A 20439-nucleotide genomic window follows, 5' to 3' on the forward strand; every position below is an offset into this window, starting at 1 on the left:
GAGGATTCAATGCACTCTGAGAAATTGCGACTAAGGAAAATTCAGCGTCTTGCATATGAAATTATGGATGAGATGCACCAAGAAAAAGACCACACGGAAATGCATAAATTAATCTCGATCATTGATAACTTGTCGCGGGCAATTGGTGATTTAACAGATTCGGTGGGTAAGTACTCCTTGGATTACGTAGAGGAAAAAGTAAACAATGCACATGAACTTTTATTTAATAAAGAAAAGGTCGATGCTTATTAATAAAGACAGGGAAAAAGGGTAACCATATAAGTGGCTACCCTTTTTTGCATTAATGCGTTTCAGGTTCAAAAGTTTTACAGTCAGTTTCCTCACTGTTGGAAGCATGTTGTCCCTTCTGGCTGACAACATAAATTTTTTCTGCTGTGCATTTGTTTCCAGAATCCCAAAATGTGCAGTTATTGACTTCACAAAGAATTTCTTGTGCCATCGTTTCACACCTCCTCTTTGTTAGCTTTAACAAATTAGAGATAAACAATACGTTGTTCAACAAAGTCCATTCTCGGTTCACACGTGAGTGTAGCGTATCCAATTCACTCCATGCTAAAGTCTAAATTAGCTGGTTGTTTCGGTAAACGTTCCTGCGAAAGCATATTGGTTGTGGGTACCCAATTGTTGACTTCTTCAAAGCGGAAACCATCTGCCCACACTTTTCCTGAGCCGATTAACAACACACCAAAATAAATGGAATCACCTTCCTCGGGTACATCTAGAACAATAGAATAATGATTCCATTCAGTAGTTCCTGTCACAGAGCGCTGATCCATATTATCAAATTGAATCGTATCACCCGTACCATTATCTATACGCATCCACGCCCCACATTTTGTAGCTTCAGCCGTTTTTAAGTAACATGACATTTTCAGCCTCTTGCCTTTATAGTCAGCTGCCTGAAATCCTTGCATCATCGTAGCAAATTGCCCATTATTTGCTGATGCATTGGTGGAAAATAATACACCACTGCGCTTTCCTGAATGAAATACCTTATCATCCGTATGAAATTGATATAATTCTGGATTTGCGCCGCTCAGCATCCATCCCTTAACCTGTTCATTTAATTCCATCAACTTTTCCTCCTCCATCATAGCTAATGATTGCATCAATTTTCGGTACTTTCCTGGTGGTAAAGCATACACTTCTTTAAAAGCTCTTGTAAAAGCCTCTTGAGATTGAAACTGAAATTTAAAGGCAATCGTTATGATTGATGCATTGGAGTATATTAAACAACTGGCAGCCACAGCTAATCGCCGCATCCGAATATATTCACCAATCGTAAGCCCTGTTTCTTGTTTAAAGATTCGACTTAGATGGAACTTCGAATAGCCCGTAATACTCGGCATAAACTCAAGTTCTATTTCTTCCATCAATTGCTCCTCGATATAAGTAATAATCCTTTGTGTTGCCTGACTATACTCCATATTTCTCACCTCACTTTTATCATAATGGAGAAGAACAAAGATTTTTTGATGGAGATTGCTATATTTAACTAATCGGTTACTTTGGTTGGTGTCGCTTCCTGCACAATTATTAGACCATCATATGCGTCTGCTGGTGTCATTTTAATGGTATAGAGCATTTTTGTAAGCTTATACCAAGGACGAAAATCATCGCCTATATTGCCCATTCTTTGCTCCTTTGTAAGGATATTAGATAGCTGTTCTGATTGACTAGCATTTTCAAAATCCACATAAAAGATGTTGTCATGGATATCACTAAAGGCATCCACTAGAGCGTTATGATGTTCTATCGTATACTCCTTACGTTCACCAGACCCATTCGGTGCTTGGAATGTATTTGTCACAAAATCCGTACCAATGGCAAAGTACTGATCTTTATAGTACTCATTTAAATATTGTCCCATCGACTTATAACCTGCCATTGTAGCAGACGTTTTATCTATATGGCCATTATGACCAGACATCAATACTTTATCATGGCCCTTCGTCGTCTCGAAATCAACAATCCATTGTAAATTTTGAGCTAAGTATTCATCACGTAAATTCATGTAATTACCATCGTTTAAAAACAATTGCGTACGTTGCTTTAAAATTTGTGCATATTGCGCCGCAAAAGAGAAGGCATCCTTTGATGACTTTTTCTCATAGGCTTCCTTGTTTGATTGTAAATCTTTGATGATGGCATCAATTGTTTTATCTAGCTCTACTAACTGGCTATTCGATAAATCTCTCATTGTTTTGTTGGACACATGTTCAAGCTGAGCCGTATATTGCTTAGCTGTTTCAGCATCGACATCCCCATAATAATCAAGTAAGCCCTTTTTGCTATCATCATAGCGCTGCATATCATTACCATAAAAATAAATTTTATCTTCTTCCTTGACTGTTAGGTTATAGTCATGCATCCATTGCACAAAGTCCACCATTTGTTCAGTTTGATAAATGCCGTAATCCAGTGCTTTAATAGCATCTTGCGCCGTGCCAACACTATTGACAATAAATTGATTTATTTGTTGGGCTCCTCCAAAATCCCCCTCTAAAACAAAGACACGAACATTTTCATTCTTCATCATTGCTTCAAATAGATCCTTTTTTAAGGCTTGGAATTCCACATTTCCGTGTGTTGCCTCTCCAAAGCCAATAACTTTTACATCATCAGGTATAGTAATATCTTTTATTTCACTACTATATTGAGAGGCATCTTTGACAGCCGCCCCCTGTCCACAGCCAGCTAAAACTGCTAGTAGTATACATGTAGTTAATATTCTCAAACTTCGTTTCATTTTCATGTCAATTCTCCCCTTTAGGTTAAATGGCTTTTCGTTGGAAGTAGAAATACCCACCAAGAAAAAATAGGATGAAGCCACCACCGACAACTGTTAACAATTGCTCCCATGGCACAAAAAATACATCGTCTGTACTGCCACCAATATACATCATCGAAAAGGGCTGTGCCCATGGATAGTAAGGTCCAATACGTTCAGAATTAATAGCAAAAATAGAGGGTAAGGTAAATACCACATTGACTGCAAAAGGAGCAGCAAAACTTTTAAACATTATCGATATCCATAATTGAAGGGCTACTAAAGGCAATGTCGCTACCCATCCTCCCACAATGCTTTTCCATACAATCTCCATTGGAAAAGGATCCGTATACCCCTTTATCATCCCTACAGCAAAAACTGAACATAGATACAGTAGCTGCATCGCCATAACAAGCAGTACGATTAACACATATTTAGCTACAAATACTTTCCCCCTCGTTACAGGCAATGCTAATAGCTGCTTCCAGCCACCAGAATGATGTTCGTACCTACAAATGAGACTAGCCAAAACCCCCGTAATAAGTGGTAAGAATAATAAAGCATATGTTAAATTCATGGAGAACAACGCAATATACCATTCATTGATTGATACCCCTGACATATTATCCTCTAAATTGGCTGATAATCCGATAAATAGCCCAATAATGGGTCCTGCTAAGATAATTGGTACCATTTTTGATTTTCGTAATTTAAACCATTCAGCTCGCAGTATAGCCGTCATTATTTCACGTCCCTTCTTGCAAAATCAATCATGCCAGCAATATAGAGTAAGATACCAATCCCCACTCCTAACATGACATTGATGATCGGCTCATCCCATTGATTCATCAATGATGGCCACTTCCATATCATCCAATCCGGTAAAACATAGGAAGAATAGGAAAAAATCACTCCGAAAATTCCTACAGTAATCGAGATACCTTGGTTATGACAAACACTAGCAATCCACAGCTGAAGAGCTAGTATTGGTAATGCTGCAAGAGCTGGGAAGTAACTATACTTGGCAAGCTCTAAGTAAGGGACCGTTTCACCTAAGCTTAAAATTAGTCCGTAACCCAGTGTAAAAATCATTAATAGTGTTGAAGACAAAAATAACAGAATCGTTAATACTGTAAATTTAGATAAATACACGGATAGCTTTGAAACAGGTAAAGCGATGAGCTGTTTCCACGCATTTGTCTCGTTTTCTATACTCGCCATGAATGACGTTAGGATAGCAATACCTAATACAACTGCCAACGGTGTAAAGGAATGAATGTTCAGTAAAAAATAACCCCAATCATTCTCGCTCTGCTGTAAAAGATAGTCTTTCCTCACACCGTAATTGACCATTTGCAGAGCAACTACGCCAACGGGACCTAAAAGCGTTAAAAACCATATACCTTTCCGTTTGATCTTTAAAAATTCAGCAATTAATAGTTTACTCATCATAACTTTAGCTCTCCCGCCGTCATTTGCAGGAATATATCCTCCAATGAGCGTTTTTCTTCCTCTACTCGAAATACTGAAATCCCTTCCTGAACCAGGACCTGAACAATATGTGCTACTTTCTCGTCAGAACATTCCTCTAAGAAAATGACGTCATCCTGATAGTTTGCCTTAATGCCATTTGCTAAAAGGGAACGCCATCCTTTTTCACCATTGCTCACTTTAAAAGTAACCTTTGGTTGTGCAAATTTACGCATTCCCTCAATGGAATCTTGAAAAATCAATGTCCCCTTAGAAACAATACCTACCTGTGTAGCCATTTGATCGATTTCTGATAATAAATGACTGGAAATAATAATGGTCATCCCGTATTCCTTTGGTAGTCTTTTAATTAAATTGCGAATTTCAATAATACCTGAAGGGTCGAGACCATTCGTTGGTTCGTCTAAAATGAGTAGCTCCGGGTTGTGCAGTAAAGCAGCAGCAATACCAAGGCGTTGTTTCATTCCTAGTGAAAAGCCCTTTACTTTCTTATTTGCAGCTTCCTTCAAACGAACAGTTTGCAGAACTTCATCGATTCTGGTTTTTGGTACACCTAGTATTTTTCGTAGTGCCTCCAAGTTCTCATAGGCCGTCAAATGTGGGTAGTAAGATGGATTTTCAACTAATGAACCTACATTCGCTAATATTTGAATACGATCCTTCACTATGTCCTTTTGAAAAATTTTTATTGTTCCTGAGGATGGCTTCATTAGACCAAGAAGCATACGAATCGTTGTTGTTTTCCCCGCTCCATTAGGCCCTAAAAACCCATAAATTTCACCTTTGCGTATTTGCAAATTTATATTTGATACAGCTTGTTCTTTTCCAAAGTTTTTTGATAAGTTTTGTGTTTGTACGATATATTCCAATTTCCTCACCTCTTTAACTATCATAAGAATAGAAGTTTAAAAACAGGTAAGGGCTAAGTTTAAATTTTGTTTAAAAAAGCCTAAAAAAAATCTGCGAGCCTTTACAGACCAAGCTTCGCAGATGGATTTACATGTTTTATTATAATTTTTGTACCCGATGGATCCGAACAAATATCCCAATCTAAATGCATGCCCTTTACCATAACATCTACAATTGATAAACCTATTCCTGCACCCTTTGCATTTGATTCATTTTTCATACCATTTCCATGATCCTCAATAATAAATGCCGTATAACTCGCTGTCGACTCTGTTTTCACACCTATGTATTTCCCGCTATTGGCGTGTCGTAGTACATTTTGGAAGAGGTTATCCAGTATACGGCCTAACCAAATGGGGTCTATATACCATTCCTGATGCTCAAATGCTTGTAGCTCAATATCAATGGCAAAGCCTTCTCGTTCAAAAACGGGATACCAGGTCGTCAGGTGCTCTCGTACAAAACGAATAACATTGATTTCTTTCGGTTCAAATTTATATTTACTTGACATGAGCAATGTGTAGGACATTAAATTTTCAATTAAAGCATCAATATTCACTATAGATGTTTCCATCGCTCGTAATGCATGCGTACCTTCCTCTGACAATGCTTCTTTACTAATTGAGTAGGATTGAGCTCTTACCTTTGTTAAAGGTGTTCGCAAATCATGTGAGAGATTCGCAATCAGCTCCCGTCTTAGTTGCTCTTCTTTTTGCTGACGCTGTTTGCTTTCTCTCAGCTCACAAACCATCCTATTAAAACTATGCTCCAGTTGCCCAATTTCGTCTTTCTTTTTCACATGGATTTCAATAGGTAAACCATCTACATCCCGTATTTCCATGGCATCTTGAAGATATAAAAGTCTCTTTCGGATTCCTTTGAAAAATAACCAAGATACGACTATGAAAAATAGAATAATGGCTATAACGCCAAGAAATAAGAAGTTACCATAGTTTTCATAAATATTGATAAGTGGCGGATTAAATACGTTCCTTGGAACTTCTAAAACAATAAAGCCATTGGATACATCATCGCCCAAGAAGGAAATAACTGTAAATGGGTCTTCCCCATACCGCTGTTTTATGAATTTAGTAGTAAATGCGGGTGTCCACTTTGCTGGAAGCTCCTCCTGAACATTTACTGTAGTCAATAATGTCCCATCCTCACTTACCCAGAACATAGAAGCCGAAGGTAATTGCTCTTGCCACTTTTGAAAAAGCTGGGTAATGGCATCATTTGATACATTGCTTATATTTTTAGATTGTGCATGCCATTGTTTCTCGATTTCACTTTCCAAAAGTACCTCACTAGAAAACTCGCCCACCCCAGTCTTTGTAATTCCTAATACAAACATGGCTGTTACCATATAAGAAATTTGAACAATTGATAAGGCTAATATGATGATCAACATATATTTAGCTTGTAATGATTGGAAGAATTTCATAGTTTCACCCTATAACCAATCCCTCGAATCGTTTCAATAATCGTTGGCTTTGCGGGATTTATTTCTATCTTTTCTCTTAAATATCGAATATGTACCATCAATGTTTTATCACCTTCGATATAGCTCTCACCCCAAACCCCCTCATAAAGTTGCTCTTTCGTTAAAATTTGATTGAGATGGCGAATGAAATACTGTAAAAGATAAAACTGTTTACCCGTCAAGAGAATTTCTTCTTTAGTCAATGTATTCATTATCCTCATATCTTTTGTATACATTTTAAGATGCTGTAGTTCCAACACATCATCATTTTTTTGATATCTTCTTAGTAATACTTCTAGCCTTGCTACTAATTCATCTGGATGGAATGGCTTTGTTAAGTAATCATCTGCGAAGTTCAAACCTTCTATTTTATCTTCGACTGCCGTTCTAGCAGATAGCATTAAAATCGGCAGTTCTTTATTTTCCCTTTTAATTCTTTTACCGATAGAAAAGCCGTCTAAACCAGGTAACATCACATCCAGTATGGCAATATCCTTTGAGGAAATATGTTGTTCCATACCGTCCCCAGACTCTAACCATGTTACTTCATAGCCCCTTTCAGTTAACTCTTTACTAACCCAATATCCTATTTCCTTTTCATCCTCTATGTATAATATACGAATCATTGTTTCACCCTCCTTATATCTATTCGAAAGCTATCCCAAAATACCATATTTTGCATTATACATTTATCTTAAATTGAAGTACAAGATAAATTCCATACTTGGTTATTATATGGTAATCCCCTACTTATTTTCTTCCTATTTTTTAACGTGAAAGTGAAAAAAACGCAACTTTTTACTAATTTAAAAAAGTTGCATCAGACTGCAGACAAACTCAATGAAATAAAGTAAAGCCGTTGATTTCCACTACGGGCGGACGCTTTCCGCGGGCGGGGTCGAGCTGCTTCCCTCGCTTCGCTCAGTCCAGAATCTCGACTTTCCCGCTTTTCCCACTGGAGTCACCGCTCTTCGTTCCCATCAACTTCTACATAAAGTACCCCACCTACATAGGGTGAAAAGTAAATTTTTGAGGTGATAATACATCGAAACCTTTGATTTGTACTAAGTGTCAAGCCTTTCCCAATGTACGGAAAGTAAGGATCACAAAAAACTCATTCAACTTCATATTTGGGAACTGTATGTGGAGGAAGCTGAACATTTACGCCATTCCTATGACATCAAACAAATTTATGCAAGCGTAAAGTAACGATTGAGCGTGTCTTTGCCGATGCAAAGGAAAAGCATGGTATGCGATGGACAACCTAGAGGTCTGAAAAAATTGTCCATGTAGGCGATGCTTACTCTTGCTGCCATGAATTTAAAGAAACTAGCTACTTGGACGTGGCTGGCGGTTTAAAAGAGTTCTTATACTTGAAGAGTCTGTTTTATGGGATATAAAATTACCATTTTTAAACATAATGAAAGAAAAAAAGTGACAAAAGGAATCGAGTGTGAACTTCTCAATTCCTTTTGTCGACAGTCTGACGCAACTTTTTATTAATTAAAAAAGTTGCGTTTTATGTTATAAAATAAAAAATAGACGCTCTTCTTATCTAAATTATCTATATCAATTATTGAATAATCAGCATATCGTTCTCATCGAACTGCCACATATCGCCGTAAGCAATTTCCCAATAGAAGCCATTCGGATCTTGGAAGTAGCCACTATAACCACCCCAAAATACAGTTTCAGGCTCTTTAATAATTTTTGCACCAGCCTTTTTAGCTAATGCAAAAATACTGTCCACCTCTTCTTTTGATTTACCATTATAAGCAAGAGTGATTCCGCCAAAGCCATGGTCAATTTCAGGTGGGTTAGCTTCATTAATATCTTTTGCCAATCTTTCAATTGGAAATAGTGATATTTTTGTCCCACCATTATTAAAGAATATAACATCAGGATTTGTTTCCTCTCCGTAAACTACAACCTCAAAACCTAGACCTTCTCGGTAAAAAGCGAGAGACTTCACCATATCTTTAACACCTAATGTAATTAAATTTAAACGATTCATCTTCAAAACCCCTTTTACAGTATTACTACATATATTCTCCATCGAACAAACATTTCCTTTTACTACTTAAATAAAGCCAAGATTTCCGTCTGTTCATTTTGTAGACAATTATCTTGCCACAACGACTAGTAGATATAGCCAATAAAGGTGCTTACTATTTTATTGGACAACTTCATTTATCTGATATTGAATAAGAGGCTGATGAATATTTTTATCCCTCTAGCCATTGTTAGCTCACAAAAGTTACCTCTACGTTTCTATGACACAAAAAAGTGCGTACTTTTTTTGAAGGTATGTTAGCAGCATAATGAAAAAGCAATAAGCAATCCAAACAATTGGAGGAATCGCAATGATTAATCATTTACAAGATACAATTACATTAAATAACGGTCTTCAAATGCCTGGTATGGGATTAGGTGTTTTTCAAGTAGCAAATGATGCTACTGCTGAAATGGTTAAAAACGCTATAGAAGTTGGCTATCGCAGCCTCGATACTGCCGCTATTTATGGCAATGAAGTAGGTGTCGGGGAAGGCATTAAACAGGCGCTAGCATCGACTGGCTTAAATCGTGAAGATCTGTTTATAACATCAAAAGTGTGGAATGATGGATTAAGCTCTGATGAAACGAAGGCTGCCTATGAAGAGAGCCTACAAAAGTTAGGGTTAGATTATTTAGATCTTTACCTGATTCATTGGCCAGGTAAAGATAAGTTTGCTGAATCTTGGAAAGCTCTTGAAGACCTATATAAACAAGGTAAGATCAAAGCCATTGGCGTATGTAATTTCACTGTGGCACACTTGGAAAACTTATTATCATTTGCTCGTATTAAACCTGTTGTGAATCAGGTGGAATTCCACCCACGCTTACAGCAAGCGGAGCTTCGTTCATTCTGTAAAGAGCACCAAATTCAACTTGAAGCATGGGCACCTTTAATGCAAGGTGGGCTTCTTGAAGATGAAACGATTTCTAAAATAGCAGCAAAATACGGAAAATCAAACTCTCAAGTTATTTTGCGTTGGGATGTACAAAATGGCGTGATTACTATTCCTAAATCTGTGCGTAGAGAACGCATGATACAAAACGCCGATATCTTTGACTTTACTTTAACAGAAGCAGAGATGGCTATCATCAATGCGATGAACCTTGAACAACGTGTTGGACCTAATCCTGATGAATATGACTTCGCTCTATAAGCATTAAAAAGGAAAAGAGACTGTCGCGTGTTTGACAGTCTCTTTTTCCCTCATTACGATGTTTGCTGCATAGCTATATCTTCGTCACGTTGTTTTAATAGTACATCTTCGCCTTTATCCTGTAATACTTCAACATGCTTCTCGCCCCAAGTACAAAGCATGTTTAAAATAGGCTCCATTCCTTGTCCATAAGGCGTTAAGGAATATTCAACTTTCGGCGGAACTTGATTGAAGACCTTTCGAAGGATCAATCCAGCTTGCTCTAACTCTCTTAATTGACTAGTGAGCATTTTTTGCGAGATTCCTGGAATTAATCGTCGAAACTCATTTGTGCGAATTTTACCATGGTGGTTTAAATGACAAAGAATGACTGGTTTCCATTTACCACCAATGACTTCAAGTGTAGCTTCTACACCAATATTATAAATTTTTTGCATTGTAAACCCCCGTTATATTCAAAAGTAACCAAAAGTACTCTACATATCTTTTAGGTATGTATGAATATTACTATACATGATAAAAAAAATCAAAGGAGATATTAGTAGTATGTCACATTCAAAAAAGCCAAGTGTTAAATTAACTTTGCTAGCACTTGCAATCAGTGCTTTTGGAATAGGGTCCACTGAATTTATCAGTGTTGGGCTTTTACCGTTAATGACAGATGACTTCGGTATATCTTTAAGCACAGCTGGCTTAACTGTTTCAATATACGCATTAGGCGTTACTGTTGGAGCTCCATTATTAACAGCCCTAACATCTCGCCTTAGTCGAAAAACTGTTTTATTGTTAGTCATGACAATCTTTATAATTGGGAACTTAACTGCAGCTATGGCACCAAATTTCTCGATTTTATTAATAGGACGTATTATTTCAGCATTAGCACACGGTGTGTTTATGTCCATCGCTTCTGTCATAGCGGCAGATGTAGTTGAACCAAATAAACGCGCAAGTGCAATTGCCTTTATGTTTACTGGACTTACATTAGCTACTGTGACGGGTGTCCCATTAGGTACATTCATTGGACAGGTAACAGACTGGCGTATGTCATTCATTTTTATTGTTATTATAGGGATAATTGGTTTAATAAGTAATGCTTTGTTAGTACCAAGCCAATTATCAAAAGGTAACCCAATCTCTCTTCGTGATATCGGTAAAGTATTAGGCAATATTCGAATGTTATTAATTCTTTTCATTACAGCAATTGGCTATGGTGGTGCCTTTGTGGTCTACACGTATGTTTCACCTATTTTAGAGCAATATATGGGTTACTCACCACACGCGGTAGTTATTATATTAGTTGTCTATGGTATTTGCGTTGCTATTGGTAATACACTAGGAGGCCATTTTGCAAATCAAAATCCGCTTCGTTCCATCTTTATTATTTTTGTAGGACTTGCATTAGCTTTACTTGGTATTGGCTTTACTCTTGAATCGCCAATTATTGGGTTATTCATGGTCCTAATAATGGGCTTATTTATGTTCATGAATGTCCCAGGCTTGCAACTATATGCAGTTATACTGTCTGAAAAATATATACCATCAGCTATTTCAATGGCCTCTGCATTAAATATTTCTGCTTTCAATATTGGTATATTTTTAGGTTCGTATATGGGTGGTTTTATTATTCGTCATCAATCATTAGCACAAACGCCTGTATATGGATTCCTTATGGTTATGCTGGCAGCGGTCGTTACACTCCTATGGCTACTTTTTGATAAAAAGAATCAATAGGACTCTAAACTCTTCATTTTGTATAAAAAAGATGTTGAGAATATGTATTGTTTGTTTTTATATGGTATCCTATAATTTATTTGAATCAAACGAGAATGATTATCATTCTAAATTAAGATAAACATTTATCAGTTTTTAGTAAATTTATAGGAGTGAATAGCCATGCGTATCAGTCGATATTTTACATTTGTACTTATTCTTGTACTGCTGTTCGTTTTAAGTGCCTGTGGTTCAAATGAAACACAAACAAGTTCAGAGAGTGTGAATCCAACAAAAGAAGATACACGAGTTGTAGAGGATGAGTTTGGAGAAGTAACAATTCCAACAAATCCACAGCGAGTAGCAGCCATCTATATGGAAGATTATTTAACTGCCTTAGATGTCAAGCCTGTTGTGCAATGGTATCACCCTTCCTGGGGTAAACAAGATTATTTAGGCTTAGACGTACCTGAGTTTGACGTTACAGGTAGTCTAGAAACATTACTTCAAGCTAAGCCGGATTTAATCATTGTAGATGGTGCAGCAGATAAGGCAAAGTATGAAGAATATTCAAAGATTGCACCTACTTATCGCTTAAAAGAAGACATACTACAAGATCCACGTGAAATTGTGAAAACGATAGCTGATGTTTTAAATATCCCTGAGAAAGCGAATGAAATCGTTGATAAATATGAGGAACGTGTTACGAATTTAAAAGCTAAGTTAGAAGAATCCGTTGGTGACGAAACTGTTGCCGTTGTCCGCCTAAATGTGGCAGATAAAACGTTGGCATTATTCGGTATAAAGAATCGCTACACGGGCTACATTTATACGGAAGCTGGTTTAAATCCACATCCATTAGCTCGGGATATGACAGAGTTCCACGAGGTCTTGTCTGAAGAAGCTATTCCAGAATTAGATGCTGATCATATTATACTCTTCCCTTCAAATGGCACTTGGGAAACTGAAGAAAATCAAGAGGCGATTAAATGGTTAGATAGTACGCTTTGGAATACAGTTCCTGCTGTAAAAAATGGACAAGTTTATATTGCTGATCGAACTTATTGGCAGTCTGGTGCCATTACTGCAAACCTACTAAAATATGATGATCTTGAGAAATGGTTCGTGAAATAATTTACAATAGAAAGCTCTTTATGGGGCTTTCTTTGTGTTGTTTTCCAAATTTAAACTTTACTTAGGAGTGCGTGGACAATGGGTAATTTAATACAAATCTATCATTTACAAACTATTTCATATACTATTCTCTCAGCAGGTATGCAGTCATATAGCAATACATACTATTCTCTTTTCATCCTTATTAGTGGTAACGGAACACTTAAGACAAACCATGAAACTATCCACCTTATGAAAGGAAAATGTGTGATTATTCCACCTAATAGCCCTGTCGAAATTCACATTGCCGATGAGACACTCTGCTATTACCAATTGACATTTAATACGATTTATCTTAGTGAAGCTCATACTCCTACTAGTCTCTTTACAAGTGTTAGAGAACTACGTCTTCTTCCCTTCTCTCAATGCAATAGACTATTAGAAGCTATTTATCGGTGTCGTCAAACAAAAGATGAGCACACTGTTTTTGAGCAGCATGTTCGTTTCCAAGAATTGATATTATTTATTTTTGAGCAAAACCGAACGAAGCCTCTACAACAAAGTGATCGTCAATCTGTAGAGCAATCTATCCAATATTTGCACAACCACTTTGGAAAGGATTGGACTGTCGAACAGCTAGCAGAACTGGCAGGTGTACCAAAATGGAGTTACTCACGCATTTTTAAAGATATTACGGGACAAATACCTCTGTATTATTTAAATAGTATACGTATTGAAAAAGCCAAACAGTTATTAATGACAACGAATGATCGTGTATTTGAAATAAGTCAGTCTATTGGCTTTAATAATGAATACTATTTCAATCGTCGTTTTAAAGAGCATGTAGGTATTTCCCCAGGGCAATTCCGACGAAGTCAGAGCAATAATGTACGTGTATTCGCACCATTCTTAGAGGACTTCTTTGTAGCTTTAGGTATTACGCCCATTGCGCAATTCAGTCATTCCAAGTGGGGAAAACAAGACTATTTAGGTCTACAGGATGTGCCTGATATCGATGTACAGTATGGAAAAATGGAACACCTCTTTCACTATAAACCAACATTAATTATGTTAGATGCTGGTATAGAGCGTTGGGAAACCTGTCTTCATTTAAATAAGTTGGCCCCAATCTGTCACCTAAACAACCCTGGAGAGGACTGGCAATCGACTCTATTTAAAATTGCAGATTTAACAGGGAAAACCGCTATGATGCAAGATATTATTACGGAATATGAGGACAAGGTACAGAGGGCTCGAAAAATTCTAGGTAGATCCGTTTACGGACAAAGTGTGGCATTTCTTCGCATTTCAGCCATTGGCATTACACTGTATGCTGGCCCTGATTGCGGTTATACAGGGCCAATTCTATACCGTGACTTAGGCTTAACGCCTGATCCATTGGTGTGGAAAATACCGCTTAATCAGCGTAAAGCTCATCTGACTTCAAATCAGCTGCAACAACTAGAAGCTGATCATTTGTTTATCACCTTCGACAAGCAACACTCCATTTATGAGAATGAAGAGCGTACTATTTTAACATCCTCTATGTGGAAAAACCTAAGGGCTGTTAAAAGAAACTGTGTCTATGAGGTGGATTTTTTAACGTGGATGAATTATGGAATCCTGTCACATAGCAAAAAAATAGATGATGTATTAAACGTTCTTGGCTAAAGAACAAAAGGGAAGCGCGCCATCGCTTCCTTTTTTAGTTTGTGTGGCATACCATTCAGCATAGTATATTAACACTTCAGTACAGGAATGGCGTTATTCAAACACCTAAAAAGATCATGATACATAAGATAAGATATCAGCTTCTGGCTAGGAGGAATTGATTTGTATTATAATCCTTATCCTTATTTTATTCACCCCTACCATTACCCGATACCATCGACAGACCATCAACTTGCAGCTAGAACCTTTTCACAACATTTAGCAATGCCGACTAGTAATAGTCCCTTTCCCCCTGTTGATACACAAAAATTAATATCTTCAGCTACGCGGATAAAGACGATTATGCAGCAGGCACAATTACTTACAGATAAAATTGATAGTTCTCAACAATTTGCACATGACTTAAAGAATGCTGCACAGCTTTCAAATAAAACAGAGGTCGAAAAATTAATTACATCCACAGGCATTACTACAAAATTTGAAACCAACTATACACCAGATAATTTTAGAATACAGCTTATGGATAGTGCCTGCTGTCGAGTAACGTTAATTTTGAATTGGTAAGTAAATTAATTTTAACCCTGTAATCCTATCAAAGTTGTAAACTATAAAAATATATGTTAAAGTATTTATACTATTATTTCTGAAAATTCTTATATCCTATTTCTTATCTAGAGAGACGGAGGGATCGGCCCGATGAAGTCTCAGCAACCAGCTCAAGCAGTATGGTGCTAATTCCTATTGGCAAAATTTAAGCCTGAAAGATGAGAAGACGCACTACCTATGTTTGATTCCGGGAGTCCTCTTCGATTGAGGACTCTTTTTTATTGACTACTACTTTTAGAAAGCAGGGAATTTAATGTCTAACGAACTTTTACAAGCATTGCACTTACTAAAATCAAAACAGTGGGTCGATTTGACACATACCTTCGGCCCAGACTCACCTCATTTTTTCATGTTTGAAGATGCTAAATTTGAAACATTATTCTCGCATGATGATGGATTTTTTGCACAGCAGTTTTCTTTTCCTGGACAATATGGAACACATATTGACCCACCCATTCACTTTGTAAGAGATACTCGATTTCTAGATGAATTAGCACTAAAGGAGCTTGTTCTTCCGCTTATCGTCATTGATAAATCACAGGAGGCTGCTAGTAATCATGACTTTACGCTCAGTGTACAAGATATTCTAGAATTCGAGACACACTATGGACAGATTGAAGAAGGTACATTTGTGGCACTGCGAACAGATTGGAGTAAGCGTTGGCCAGATAAAGAGGCATTTAGTAATAAAGATGTCAATGGAGATAATCATCTCCCAGGTTGGGGCTTGGAGGCCTTACAATTTCTATTCAAGGAACGTAAAGTAAGTGCAATAGGTCATGAAACTTTTGATACTGATTCTGCCACTGATTTTCGTCAAAGTGGCCAATTGGTTGGTGAATATTTTGTCCTCAATCAAGACACTTATCAAATTGAGCTCATGACTAATTTAGACAAGCTACCTCCTAAAGGTGCTATTATTTTTAATATAGTACCCAAGCCTGAAAAAGCATCTGGATTCCCTGTACGTTCATTTGCCATCTTGCCATAACAAAAAGTCGGTAGGAATCCTACTGACTTTTACTTTTGTACGTTTCTTTTTTTAAATAAATAATAAACAATTAACATGACTAGGACAAACAGCAAGATGACGTACATACTGTAATGAGATAAATAGTAACCGACGAATCGCCATTTCTCTCCTAGCACTTTTCCTAAGGTTATAAATGTAAAAGTCCATATAAATGCCCCTGTATAAGCAAAGAAAGCGAATTTCCTATATGGATAATTATTAATAGCGGCGATATAGGCTGTTAGATGGCGTACACCAGGAATAAAATAGCCAGCAATTAATAAAAAAGGCCCCACTTTCATAAACATTTTTTTAGTAAATTCAATTTTTTGCTCAGTTATATGAATCTTTGGCCCATATTTCTGCAAGAGCGGTAAGCCAAATCGACGGCCGATATAGTAGCTTAAAGTAATCCCCCCCATTGCGCCAATCAGAGCACTTACTAAAGCTGGGATATGTCCAAGGCTTTCTCGATAAACACTATAGCCTACATAAGTTAAAAATACTTCATCGGGAAGTGGCAACCCAACAATGCCTCCAATTAGGATCACGATGATGCCAAAATACCCGTAATGTTCAATTAGAGATTGCACATGCTGCGCCATTTTTCATCCCACCTAATACATTGTTCTATATACTCATAACTGTATACCAAAAGAGTCTCTCAAGCCTCCACTTTACTTCCTTTCCATGTCGTTAAATAATATGCAGCTTTCGTAAAGCAAAATCTATGCCGCCTTCAATGGACTTCTTTGTAACAAAATCTGCAACATTTTTTAGAGCTTGGCTCCCATTCCCCATAGCTACCCCAAGGCCAACCAGCTCTAGCATATCTATATCATTCTCTCCATCTCCAAAAGCTATGGCATCCTTAGCATTAATCTCAAAATAATCCAGTACAGCCTTTACGGCTATCGACTTGGACACATCTTGCTGTAAAACATTCACAATATAAGGATGCCATCGTTGCCGTAATATATTCGAAAATTGACGAGCTAATCTTTTTTCAGCCTGTTCATCAGCATAAAGGCACATAAGAAAAACCTCTTCATCCATAATGCTTTCTTTTCTAACTGGAAAATCACATAAAGACAATGTCTCTTGCATCGCGCTTAAGGCTAATGGATTTTGTATATCATTCATCGTAAGTTGTTCTGTAAAAAATGTTAAGGAATGCTGATGTTGCTGTGCAAAAGCTTGAACATTTTGAACAATGCCCTTCTCAATCGGAATTTTATGTATCACAACATCCTTGTGTTTCACATATGCCCCATTCGCCGTAATAAAGGTTTCAATCCCTAAATTTTTCAGCTCTTCACACATGGACAACGGTCTTCCTGTCGCAGCCACAAGATAGATTCCCTTTTCCTGTAATAGTCGAATAGCCTGCCTCGTACTTTCCTCCACAGCACCATTCTCATAATTGATTAGTGTACCATCCACATCAAAAAATACTATTTTATACGTCATCTGCTCCACCCTCTCATAGTAAACTTTTGAACTATACAATTCGAACTGTCCATTAAATAAATTGTACATAATTCGACAAACTTTTCGGTAACTATATAACTTACTTTAACTACACCGATAAATACTATTACAAGCACATTTCTAATGATATTTAACTAAAAAAACGAGTATTATTTTTAATTTTATAATTCCAAAGGAGTATACCAAAGAACACAGAATTGTTAAAATGGAAGATAATGAATTAAATACATTGAACGATTATTGATTACGTATAAATAGAACAAAAGAAATAATATTATTGAGCATGCAAAGGAGTTGATTCTTATGGCATTTAACATCTACTACTATGAAAGTAGCGTAGATTGTAAATTTTGCAAAAAGCATTTTACAACGTATAAAGTACGCCCAAATCGATATAAAATTATCGAGGAACAAACAGATTTCATGCCCGTCTATGATGGTCTTAACCCTTTGCTGTATGAAGTTGCCGTGTGCCCACATTGTGGCTTTGCCTTCCATAAATCCATGACACGTACATACGGACCTTTCATGCAGCTTATAGATGAACTATACATTAAAGAGCTACAGAAACCTATGAGTATCTGTCAAGAGCGTACAATCGATGATGCCATTATAAGCTTTAAGCTTGCTTACTTAGTATCTCGCGCATCAATGGAAGAATCGCTTTTGATGGCTAATTTCGCCTTAAAAATTGCCTGGTTATATCGTATAAAAAACGATGAAGAATCAGAAAAACGCTACCTTTTTGCCGCTAGAGATTTTTACAGTAAATCATTTGCTTCTAATCAGGAAGGTGGAGAGCGAATTCAATTTTTACATGCCGAGCTAAGCCTCCGACTTGGTGATATGACAGAAGCTAAAAAAGGATTTTCAAGGTTAATTGCTGATAGGAACGTCTCGCCAAAATATCGAAAGCTAGCACGTAATCGTTGGGAAAATTATAAATATGATGAACAACCTATAACAGTTAATGAAAGCATTCATTGATGTATCGAGGAGATGACTAGTTATGTTGCTATTTCAAAAAAAGATAGATGTGAGAGAAGAGGATATCTTTTCAGAGCTACATCACTTTTTATTAAGAAAAAATAATCGTTATTTAACAAACGAAGAGGTCGTGACTTTGACAGGTGTATCATCTGAGCTACTGTACAAATGGGTCAAAGCCGGAAAATTAAAAAATTCCATTTTCCCAAATTTAGGAGCACCTTGTGAAAGATGTGGACAAATTACTCAAGCGAAAATTTGCGTGAGCTGCTCCTCCTCTATTATTGGCACCCTAAATCAAGAGGAAAAGGATCGGGCATGGTTTAACCAAATTCAACGTAACCATGTTAGAGCTAGTACGTATCATTATAAATAGCTATTGAGCATCCCCATTTGTATTTCTTGCCTTACAAATGGAGATGCTTTCTTTTTTATAATCAGTCCAAATTTAAACAAAATTTAAACAAACTTCTCCTATGCTTTAAACATAGCCCCTTATACTTAGGAGATTAACATAAAGAAAAGGGCTGATTCTTAATGAAAAGTTATAGAAAATGGAAAGCTTTATTAAACACAGCACTGACAGGCTTAATCGTATTTAGTGGTATAGCAAGTGCTTCAGCGGCTACCCCTGCGTTAAAGGAGCAGGAAAAATACGGAGTGGTTCAACAGGCTAGAACTACTACTGAAACATTAGAGGATTGGAAAAAATGGATGAATGATCATGCTTACAGCTTGACTTCCATTGAGCCAGAGCCAGCTAGTTCGCAAAAAATCCCTTCTAATAAATTCGAGGATTTAGAGATGCTCAAGCCGATATTACACGATAAACGCATTGTTTTTTTAGGAGAAAGCTCTCATGGAGTGGCACAGTTTAATCTCGTTAAAACACGTTTAATACAATTTTTACATCAAGAAATGGGTTACAATGTTTTAGCCTTTGAAAGTGGTCTTGGCGATGTCATGAATGCCCAAGGAAAAATTGACAAACAAGCTGCTCAACAAACAATGAAGGATGCTATTTTTGGAGTATGGTGGACAAAAGAAACTTTACCTCTTTTTGAATATGCAAAAACAACTCAAGCTACAGAGAAGCCTCTTGTTCTAGCAGGCTTTGATATTCAACAGCAAGGGGCATTTACAAATGGGGATTGGTTGCAAACCCCACAATTGGCTAAGCAGTTTAGGGATGCGGAGAAGCAACTCGCGGAGTGGAGCTCTAGCAAAGATCTAAAAGGCTACCAGAAAGAAAAAACAGCTATTATCAACGTATATAAACAAGTAAAATCTCAAGTTCAACAGAAAGAAAAAGAGCTTCAAAAGGTTTATCCGAATGAACTTCAAATAGTAAAATTGATGGAGCGCACTTTAGCAGACCGTATCCGTTTGGCAGACGAATATGTAGAGCTAACAATTCAGTCCAACATCGAGATGGAGCAAAATAAATATGAGTCATTTTTAAAAACAATGGAGTGGCGTGATCAGGCAATGATGGAGAACTTACTTTGGCTAGCTGAGGAAGTTTATCCAACCGAAAAGTTTATCGTTTGGGCGCATAATGACCATATTCGTAAGGCACAATCAGACGTAATGGGCTCCCCATATCCAGTTAAATTAATGGGTGAACGTTTACCGGATATCTACAAAAAATACAGCTATGTATTAGGTCTATATATGACAAGCGGAGAGACTGCCAATAATATGGGCGAGACGATGGCCGTTTTACCACCTATAAAAGGATCCATAGAAGATATTGTATCGTCAGTCAACGAACCTTACACATTCATTGATTTACGTAATCGTCAAAATGAACGTGGTAACTCATGGATGTTTGAACCTCGCTTATCCTATAGCTGGGGAGTTATCCAAGAAAGTCTTGTTCCACGAGATCAATACGATGGTATTCTTTTAATTGATAAGGTGAATAAACCCACATATGTAAAATAACCTTTATAATATAGCAAAC

The 20439-nt window shown here is 37.0% G+C and carries 22 protein-coding genes, 1 pseudogene and 1 riboswitch; of the genes and pseudogenes, 11 read left to right on the top strand and 12 right to left on the bottom strand.

All coding sequences use genetic code 11. The annotated features are described in order from the left end of the window. The first annotated feature begins 9 nt into the window (after window positions 1-9). Entirely contained in the window at window positions 10-252 is a 243-nt protein-coding gene (locus A2J09_RS17385) for a hypothetical protein (protein WP_031416620.1), read from the top strand. 49 nt (window positions 253-301) lie between these two features. On the opposite strand, the gene A2J09_RS23160 is transcribed toward A2J09_RS17385, so the two are convergent. The 8 genes from A2J09_RS23160 to A2J09_RS17420 form a co-directional block, all read right to left on the bottom strand. After that, window positions 302-460, bottom strand: a complete 159-nt coding sequence (locus A2J09_RS23160) for a DUF1540 domain-containing protein (RefSeq protein ID WP_004231699.1) — start codon at window positions 458-460, stop codon at window positions 302-304. 103 nt (window positions 461-563) lie between these two features. Then, entirely contained in the window at window positions 564-1448 is an 885-nt protein-coding gene (locus A2J09_RS17390) for a helix-turn-helix domain-containing protein (RefSeq protein ID WP_012295945.1), read from the bottom strand. A 68-nt stretch (window positions 1449-1516) separates the two neighbouring features. Beyond that, window positions 1517-2776 carry an erythromycin esterase family protein gene (locus A2J09_RS17395; RefSeq protein WP_012295946.1) on the bottom strand — a complete coding sequence of 420 codons (1260 nt, stop codon included), beginning with the start codon at window positions 2774-2776 and terminating at the stop codon, window positions 1517-1519. 19 nt (window positions 2777-2795) lie between these two features. Next, window positions 2796-3533, bottom strand: coding sequence for an ABC transporter permease (locus A2J09_RS17400; protein WP_012295947.1), 738 nt, complete (start codon window positions 3531-3533; stop codon window positions 2796-2798). Beyond that, window positions 3533-4243 (bottom strand): ABC transporter permease, encoded by a 711-nt coding sequence (locus tag A2J09_RS17405; protein WP_012295948.1) that lies wholly within the window; start codon window positions 4241-4243, stop codon window positions 3533-3535. The genes A2J09_RS17400 and A2J09_RS17405 overlap by 1 nt, the downstream gene beginning before the upstream one ends. Further along, window positions 4240-5151 carry an ABC transporter ATP-binding protein gene (locus tag A2J09_RS17410; protein WP_031416626.1) on the bottom strand — a complete coding sequence of 304 codons (912 nt, stop codon included), beginning with the start codon at window positions 5149-5151 and terminating at the stop codon, window positions 4240-4242. The genes A2J09_RS17405 and A2J09_RS17410 overlap by 4 nt, the downstream gene beginning before the upstream one ends. Before the next feature lie 101 nt (window positions 5152-5252). Further along, window positions 5253-6635: a sensor histidine kinase gene (locus tag A2J09_RS17415; RefSeq protein WP_012295950.1), complete on the bottom strand. Its 1383-nt coding sequence runs from the start codon at window positions 6633-6635 to the stop codon at window positions 5253-5255. After that, window positions 6632-7300: a response regulator transcription factor gene (locus A2J09_RS17420; RefSeq protein ID WP_012295951.1), complete on the bottom strand. Its 669-nt coding sequence runs from the start codon at window positions 7298-7300 to the stop codon at window positions 6632-6634. The genes A2J09_RS17415 and A2J09_RS17420 overlap by 4 nt, the downstream gene beginning before the upstream one ends. A 419-nt stretch (window positions 7301-7719) precedes the next feature. Here A2J09_RS17420 and A2J09_RS23505 point away from each other — a divergent pair. Beyond that, window positions 7720-7964, top strand: a pseudogene (locus A2J09_RS23505) (transposase); the annotation flags it as partial. 283 nt (window positions 7965-8247) lie between these two features. Here the strand turns inward: A2J09_RS23505 and A2J09_RS17425 are convergent. Then, complete coding sequence (locus A2J09_RS17425; RefSeq protein ID WP_012295953.1) at window positions 8248-8688, bottom strand: VOC family protein; 441 nt, start codon at window positions 8686-8688, stop codon at window positions 8248-8250. Between the two features lie 349 nt (window positions 8689-9037). Here A2J09_RS17425 and A2J09_RS17430 point away from each other — a divergent pair, with 349 nt between their 5' ends. Then, window positions 9038-9883, top strand: coding sequence for an aldo/keto reductase (locus A2J09_RS17430; RefSeq protein WP_012295954.1), 846 nt, complete (start codon window positions 9038-9040; stop codon window positions 9881-9883). 53 nt (window positions 9884-9936) lie between these two features. Here A2J09_RS17430 and A2J09_RS17435 read toward each other — a convergent pair whose 3' ends face one another. Continuing rightward, window positions 9937-10320: a winged helix-turn-helix transcriptional regulator gene (locus A2J09_RS17435; RefSeq protein ID WP_012295955.1), complete on the bottom strand. Its 384-nt coding sequence runs from the start codon at window positions 10318-10320 to the stop codon at window positions 9937-9939. Window positions 10321-10429: 109 nt separating this feature from the next. On the opposite strand from A2J09_RS17435, the gene A2J09_RS17440 reads away from it, so the two are divergent. From A2J09_RS17440 to A2J09_RS17460, 5 genes are all read left to right on the top strand, one after another. Then, window positions 10430-11614 (top strand): MFS transporter, encoded by a 1185-nt coding sequence (locus A2J09_RS17440; RefSeq protein ID WP_036162412.1) that lies wholly within the window; start codon window positions 10430-10432, stop codon window positions 11612-11614. Window positions 11615-11776: 162 nt separating this feature from the next. Further along, complete coding sequence (locus A2J09_RS17445; RefSeq protein WP_012295958.1) at window positions 11777-12727, top strand: ABC transporter substrate-binding protein; 951 nt, start codon at window positions 11777-11779, stop codon at window positions 12725-12727. Window positions 12728-12805: 78 nt separating this feature from the next. Beyond that, window positions 12806-14377 (top strand): helix-turn-helix domain-containing protein, encoded by a 1572-nt coding sequence (locus A2J09_RS17450; protein WP_036162414.1) that lies wholly within the window; start codon window positions 12806-12808, stop codon window positions 14375-14377. 162 nt (window positions 14378-14539) lie between these two features. Next, on the top strand, window positions 14540-14941 hold the full coding sequence (locus A2J09_RS17455) for a YuzC family spore coat inner layer protein (protein ID WP_031416640.1): 402 nt from the start codon (window positions 14540-14542) through the stop codon (window positions 14939-14941). 100 nt (window positions 14942-15041) lie between these two features. Next, window positions 15042-15148: riboswitch (SAM riboswitch) on the top strand. An 88-nt stretch (window positions 15149-15236) separates the two neighbouring features. Continuing rightward, a complete protein-coding gene (locus A2J09_RS17460; RefSeq protein WP_031416641.1) occupies window positions 15237-15974 on the top strand; it encodes a cyclase family protein in 738 nt (245 codons plus the stop codon). Between the two features lie 29 nt (window positions 15975-16003). On the opposite strand, the gene A2J09_RS17465 is transcribed toward A2J09_RS17460, so the two are convergent. Together A2J09_RS17465 and A2J09_RS17470 are read right to left on the bottom strand one after the other, a co-directional pair. After that, window positions 16004-16600 (bottom strand): DedA family protein, encoded by a 597-nt coding sequence (locus A2J09_RS17465; protein WP_012295962.1) that lies wholly within the window; start codon window positions 16598-16600, stop codon window positions 16004-16006. A 91-nt stretch (window positions 16601-16691) separates the two neighbouring features. Beyond that, the gene (locus A2J09_RS17470; RefSeq protein ID WP_031416644.1) at window positions 16692-17465 is read right to left on the bottom strand and encodes a Cof-type HAD-IIB family hydrolase; all 774 of its coding nucleotides are present in this window, start codon (window positions 17463-17465) and stop codon (window positions 16692-16694) included. A gap of 324 nt (window positions 17466-17789) precedes the next feature. Between A2J09_RS17470 and A2J09_RS17475 the strand changes: the two genes are divergently transcribed. From A2J09_RS17475 to A2J09_RS17485, 3 genes are all read left to right on the top strand, one after another. After that, window positions 17790-18473: a DUF2225 domain-containing protein gene (locus tag A2J09_RS17475; protein ID WP_012295964.1), complete on the top strand. Its 684-nt coding sequence runs from the start codon at window positions 17790-17792 to the stop codon at window positions 18471-18473. A 22-nt stretch (window positions 18474-18495) separates the two neighbouring features. After that, on the top strand, window positions 18496-18849 hold the full coding sequence (locus tag A2J09_RS17480; protein ID WP_012295965.1) for a hypothetical protein: 354 nt from the start codon (window positions 18496-18498) through the stop codon (window positions 18847-18849). A gap of 161 nt (window positions 18850-19010) precedes the next feature. After that, window positions 19011-20420, top strand: coding sequence for an erythromycin esterase family protein (locus tag A2J09_RS17485; RefSeq protein ID WP_012295966.1), 1410 nt, complete (start codon window positions 19011-19013; stop codon window positions 20418-20420). Window positions 20421-20439 lie beyond the last annotated feature (19 nt).

Source organism: Lysinibacillus sphaericus (genome assembly GCF_001629735.1).
Lineage (GTDB): Bacteria > Bacillota > Bacilli > Bacillales_A > Planococcaceae > Lysinibacillus > Lysinibacillus pinottii.

Excerpts from the sequence above, each read along its gene's own strand:
- A2J09_RS17385 (WP_031416620.1), top strand. The coding sequence starts at position 10 with ATGCACTCTGAGAAATTGCGACTAAGGAAAATTCAGCGTCTTGCATAT.
- A2J09_RS23160 (WP_004231699.1), bottom strand. The coding sequence starts at position 460 with ATGGCACAAGAAATTCTTTGTGAAGTCAATAACTGCACATTTTGGGAT.
- A2J09_RS17390 (WP_012295945.1), bottom strand. The coding sequence starts at position 1,448 with ATGGAGTATAGTCAGGCAACACAAAGGATTATTACTTATATCGAGGAG.
- A2J09_RS17395 (WP_012295946.1), bottom strand. The coding sequence starts at position 2,776 with ATGAAAATGAAACGAAGTTTGAGAATATTAACTACATGTATACTACTA.
- A2J09_RS17400 (WP_012295947.1), bottom strand. The coding sequence starts at position 3,533 with ATGACGGCTATACTGCGAGCTGAATGGTTTAAATTACGAAAATCAAAA.
- A2J09_RS17405 (WP_012295948.1), bottom strand. The coding sequence starts at position 4,243 with ATGATGAGTAAACTATTAATTGCTGAATTTTTAAAGATCAAACGGAAA.
- A2J09_RS17415 (WP_012295950.1), bottom strand. The coding sequence starts at position 6,635 with ATGAAATTCTTCCAATCATTACAAGCTAAATATATGTTGATCATCATA.
- A2J09_RS17420 (WP_012295951.1), bottom strand. The coding sequence starts at position 7,300 with ATGATTCGTATATTATACATAGAGGATGAAAAGGAAATAGGATATTGG.
- A2J09_RS17425 (WP_012295953.1), bottom strand. The coding sequence starts at position 8,688 with ATGAATCGTTTAAATTTAATTACATTAGGTGTTAAAGATATGGTGAAG.
- A2J09_RS17430 (WP_012295954.1), top strand. The coding sequence starts at position 9,038 with ATGATTAATCATTTACAAGATACAATTACATTAAATAACGGTCTTCAA.
- A2J09_RS17435 (WP_012295955.1), bottom strand. The coding sequence starts at position 10,320 with ATGCAAAAAATTTATAATATTGGTGTAGAAGCTACACTTGAAGTCATT.
- A2J09_RS17440 (WP_036162412.1), top strand. The coding sequence starts at position 10,430 with ATGTCACATTCAAAAAAGCCAAGTGTTAAATTAACTTTGCTAGCACTT.
- A2J09_RS17445 (WP_012295958.1), top strand. The coding sequence starts at position 11,777 with ATGCGTATCAGTCGATATTTTACATTTGTACTTATTCTTGTACTGCTG.
- A2J09_RS17450 (WP_036162414.1), top strand. The coding sequence starts at position 12,806 with ATGGGTAATTTAATACAAATCTATCATTTACAAACTATTTCATATACT.
- A2J09_RS17460 (WP_031416641.1), top strand. The coding sequence starts at position 15,237 with ATGTCTAACGAACTTTTACAAGCATTGCACTTACTAAAATCAAAACAG.
- A2J09_RS17465 (WP_012295962.1), bottom strand. The coding sequence starts at position 16,600 with ATGGCGCAGCATGTGCAATCTCTAATTGAACATTACGGGTATTTTGGC.
- A2J09_RS17470 (WP_031416644.1), bottom strand. The coding sequence starts at position 17,465 with ATGACGTATAAAATAGTATTTTTTGATGTGGATGGTACACTAATCAAT.
- A2J09_RS17475 (WP_012295964.1), top strand. The coding sequence starts at position 17,790 with ATGGCATTTAACATCTACTACTATGAAAGTAGCGTAGATTGTAAATTT.
- A2J09_RS17480 (WP_012295965.1), top strand. The coding sequence starts at position 18,496 with ATGTTGCTATTTCAAAAAAAGATAGATGTGAGAGAAGAGGATATCTTT.
- A2J09_RS17485 (WP_012295966.1), top strand. The coding sequence starts at position 19,011 with ATGAAAAGTTATAGAAAATGGAAAGCTTTATTAAACACAGCACTGACA.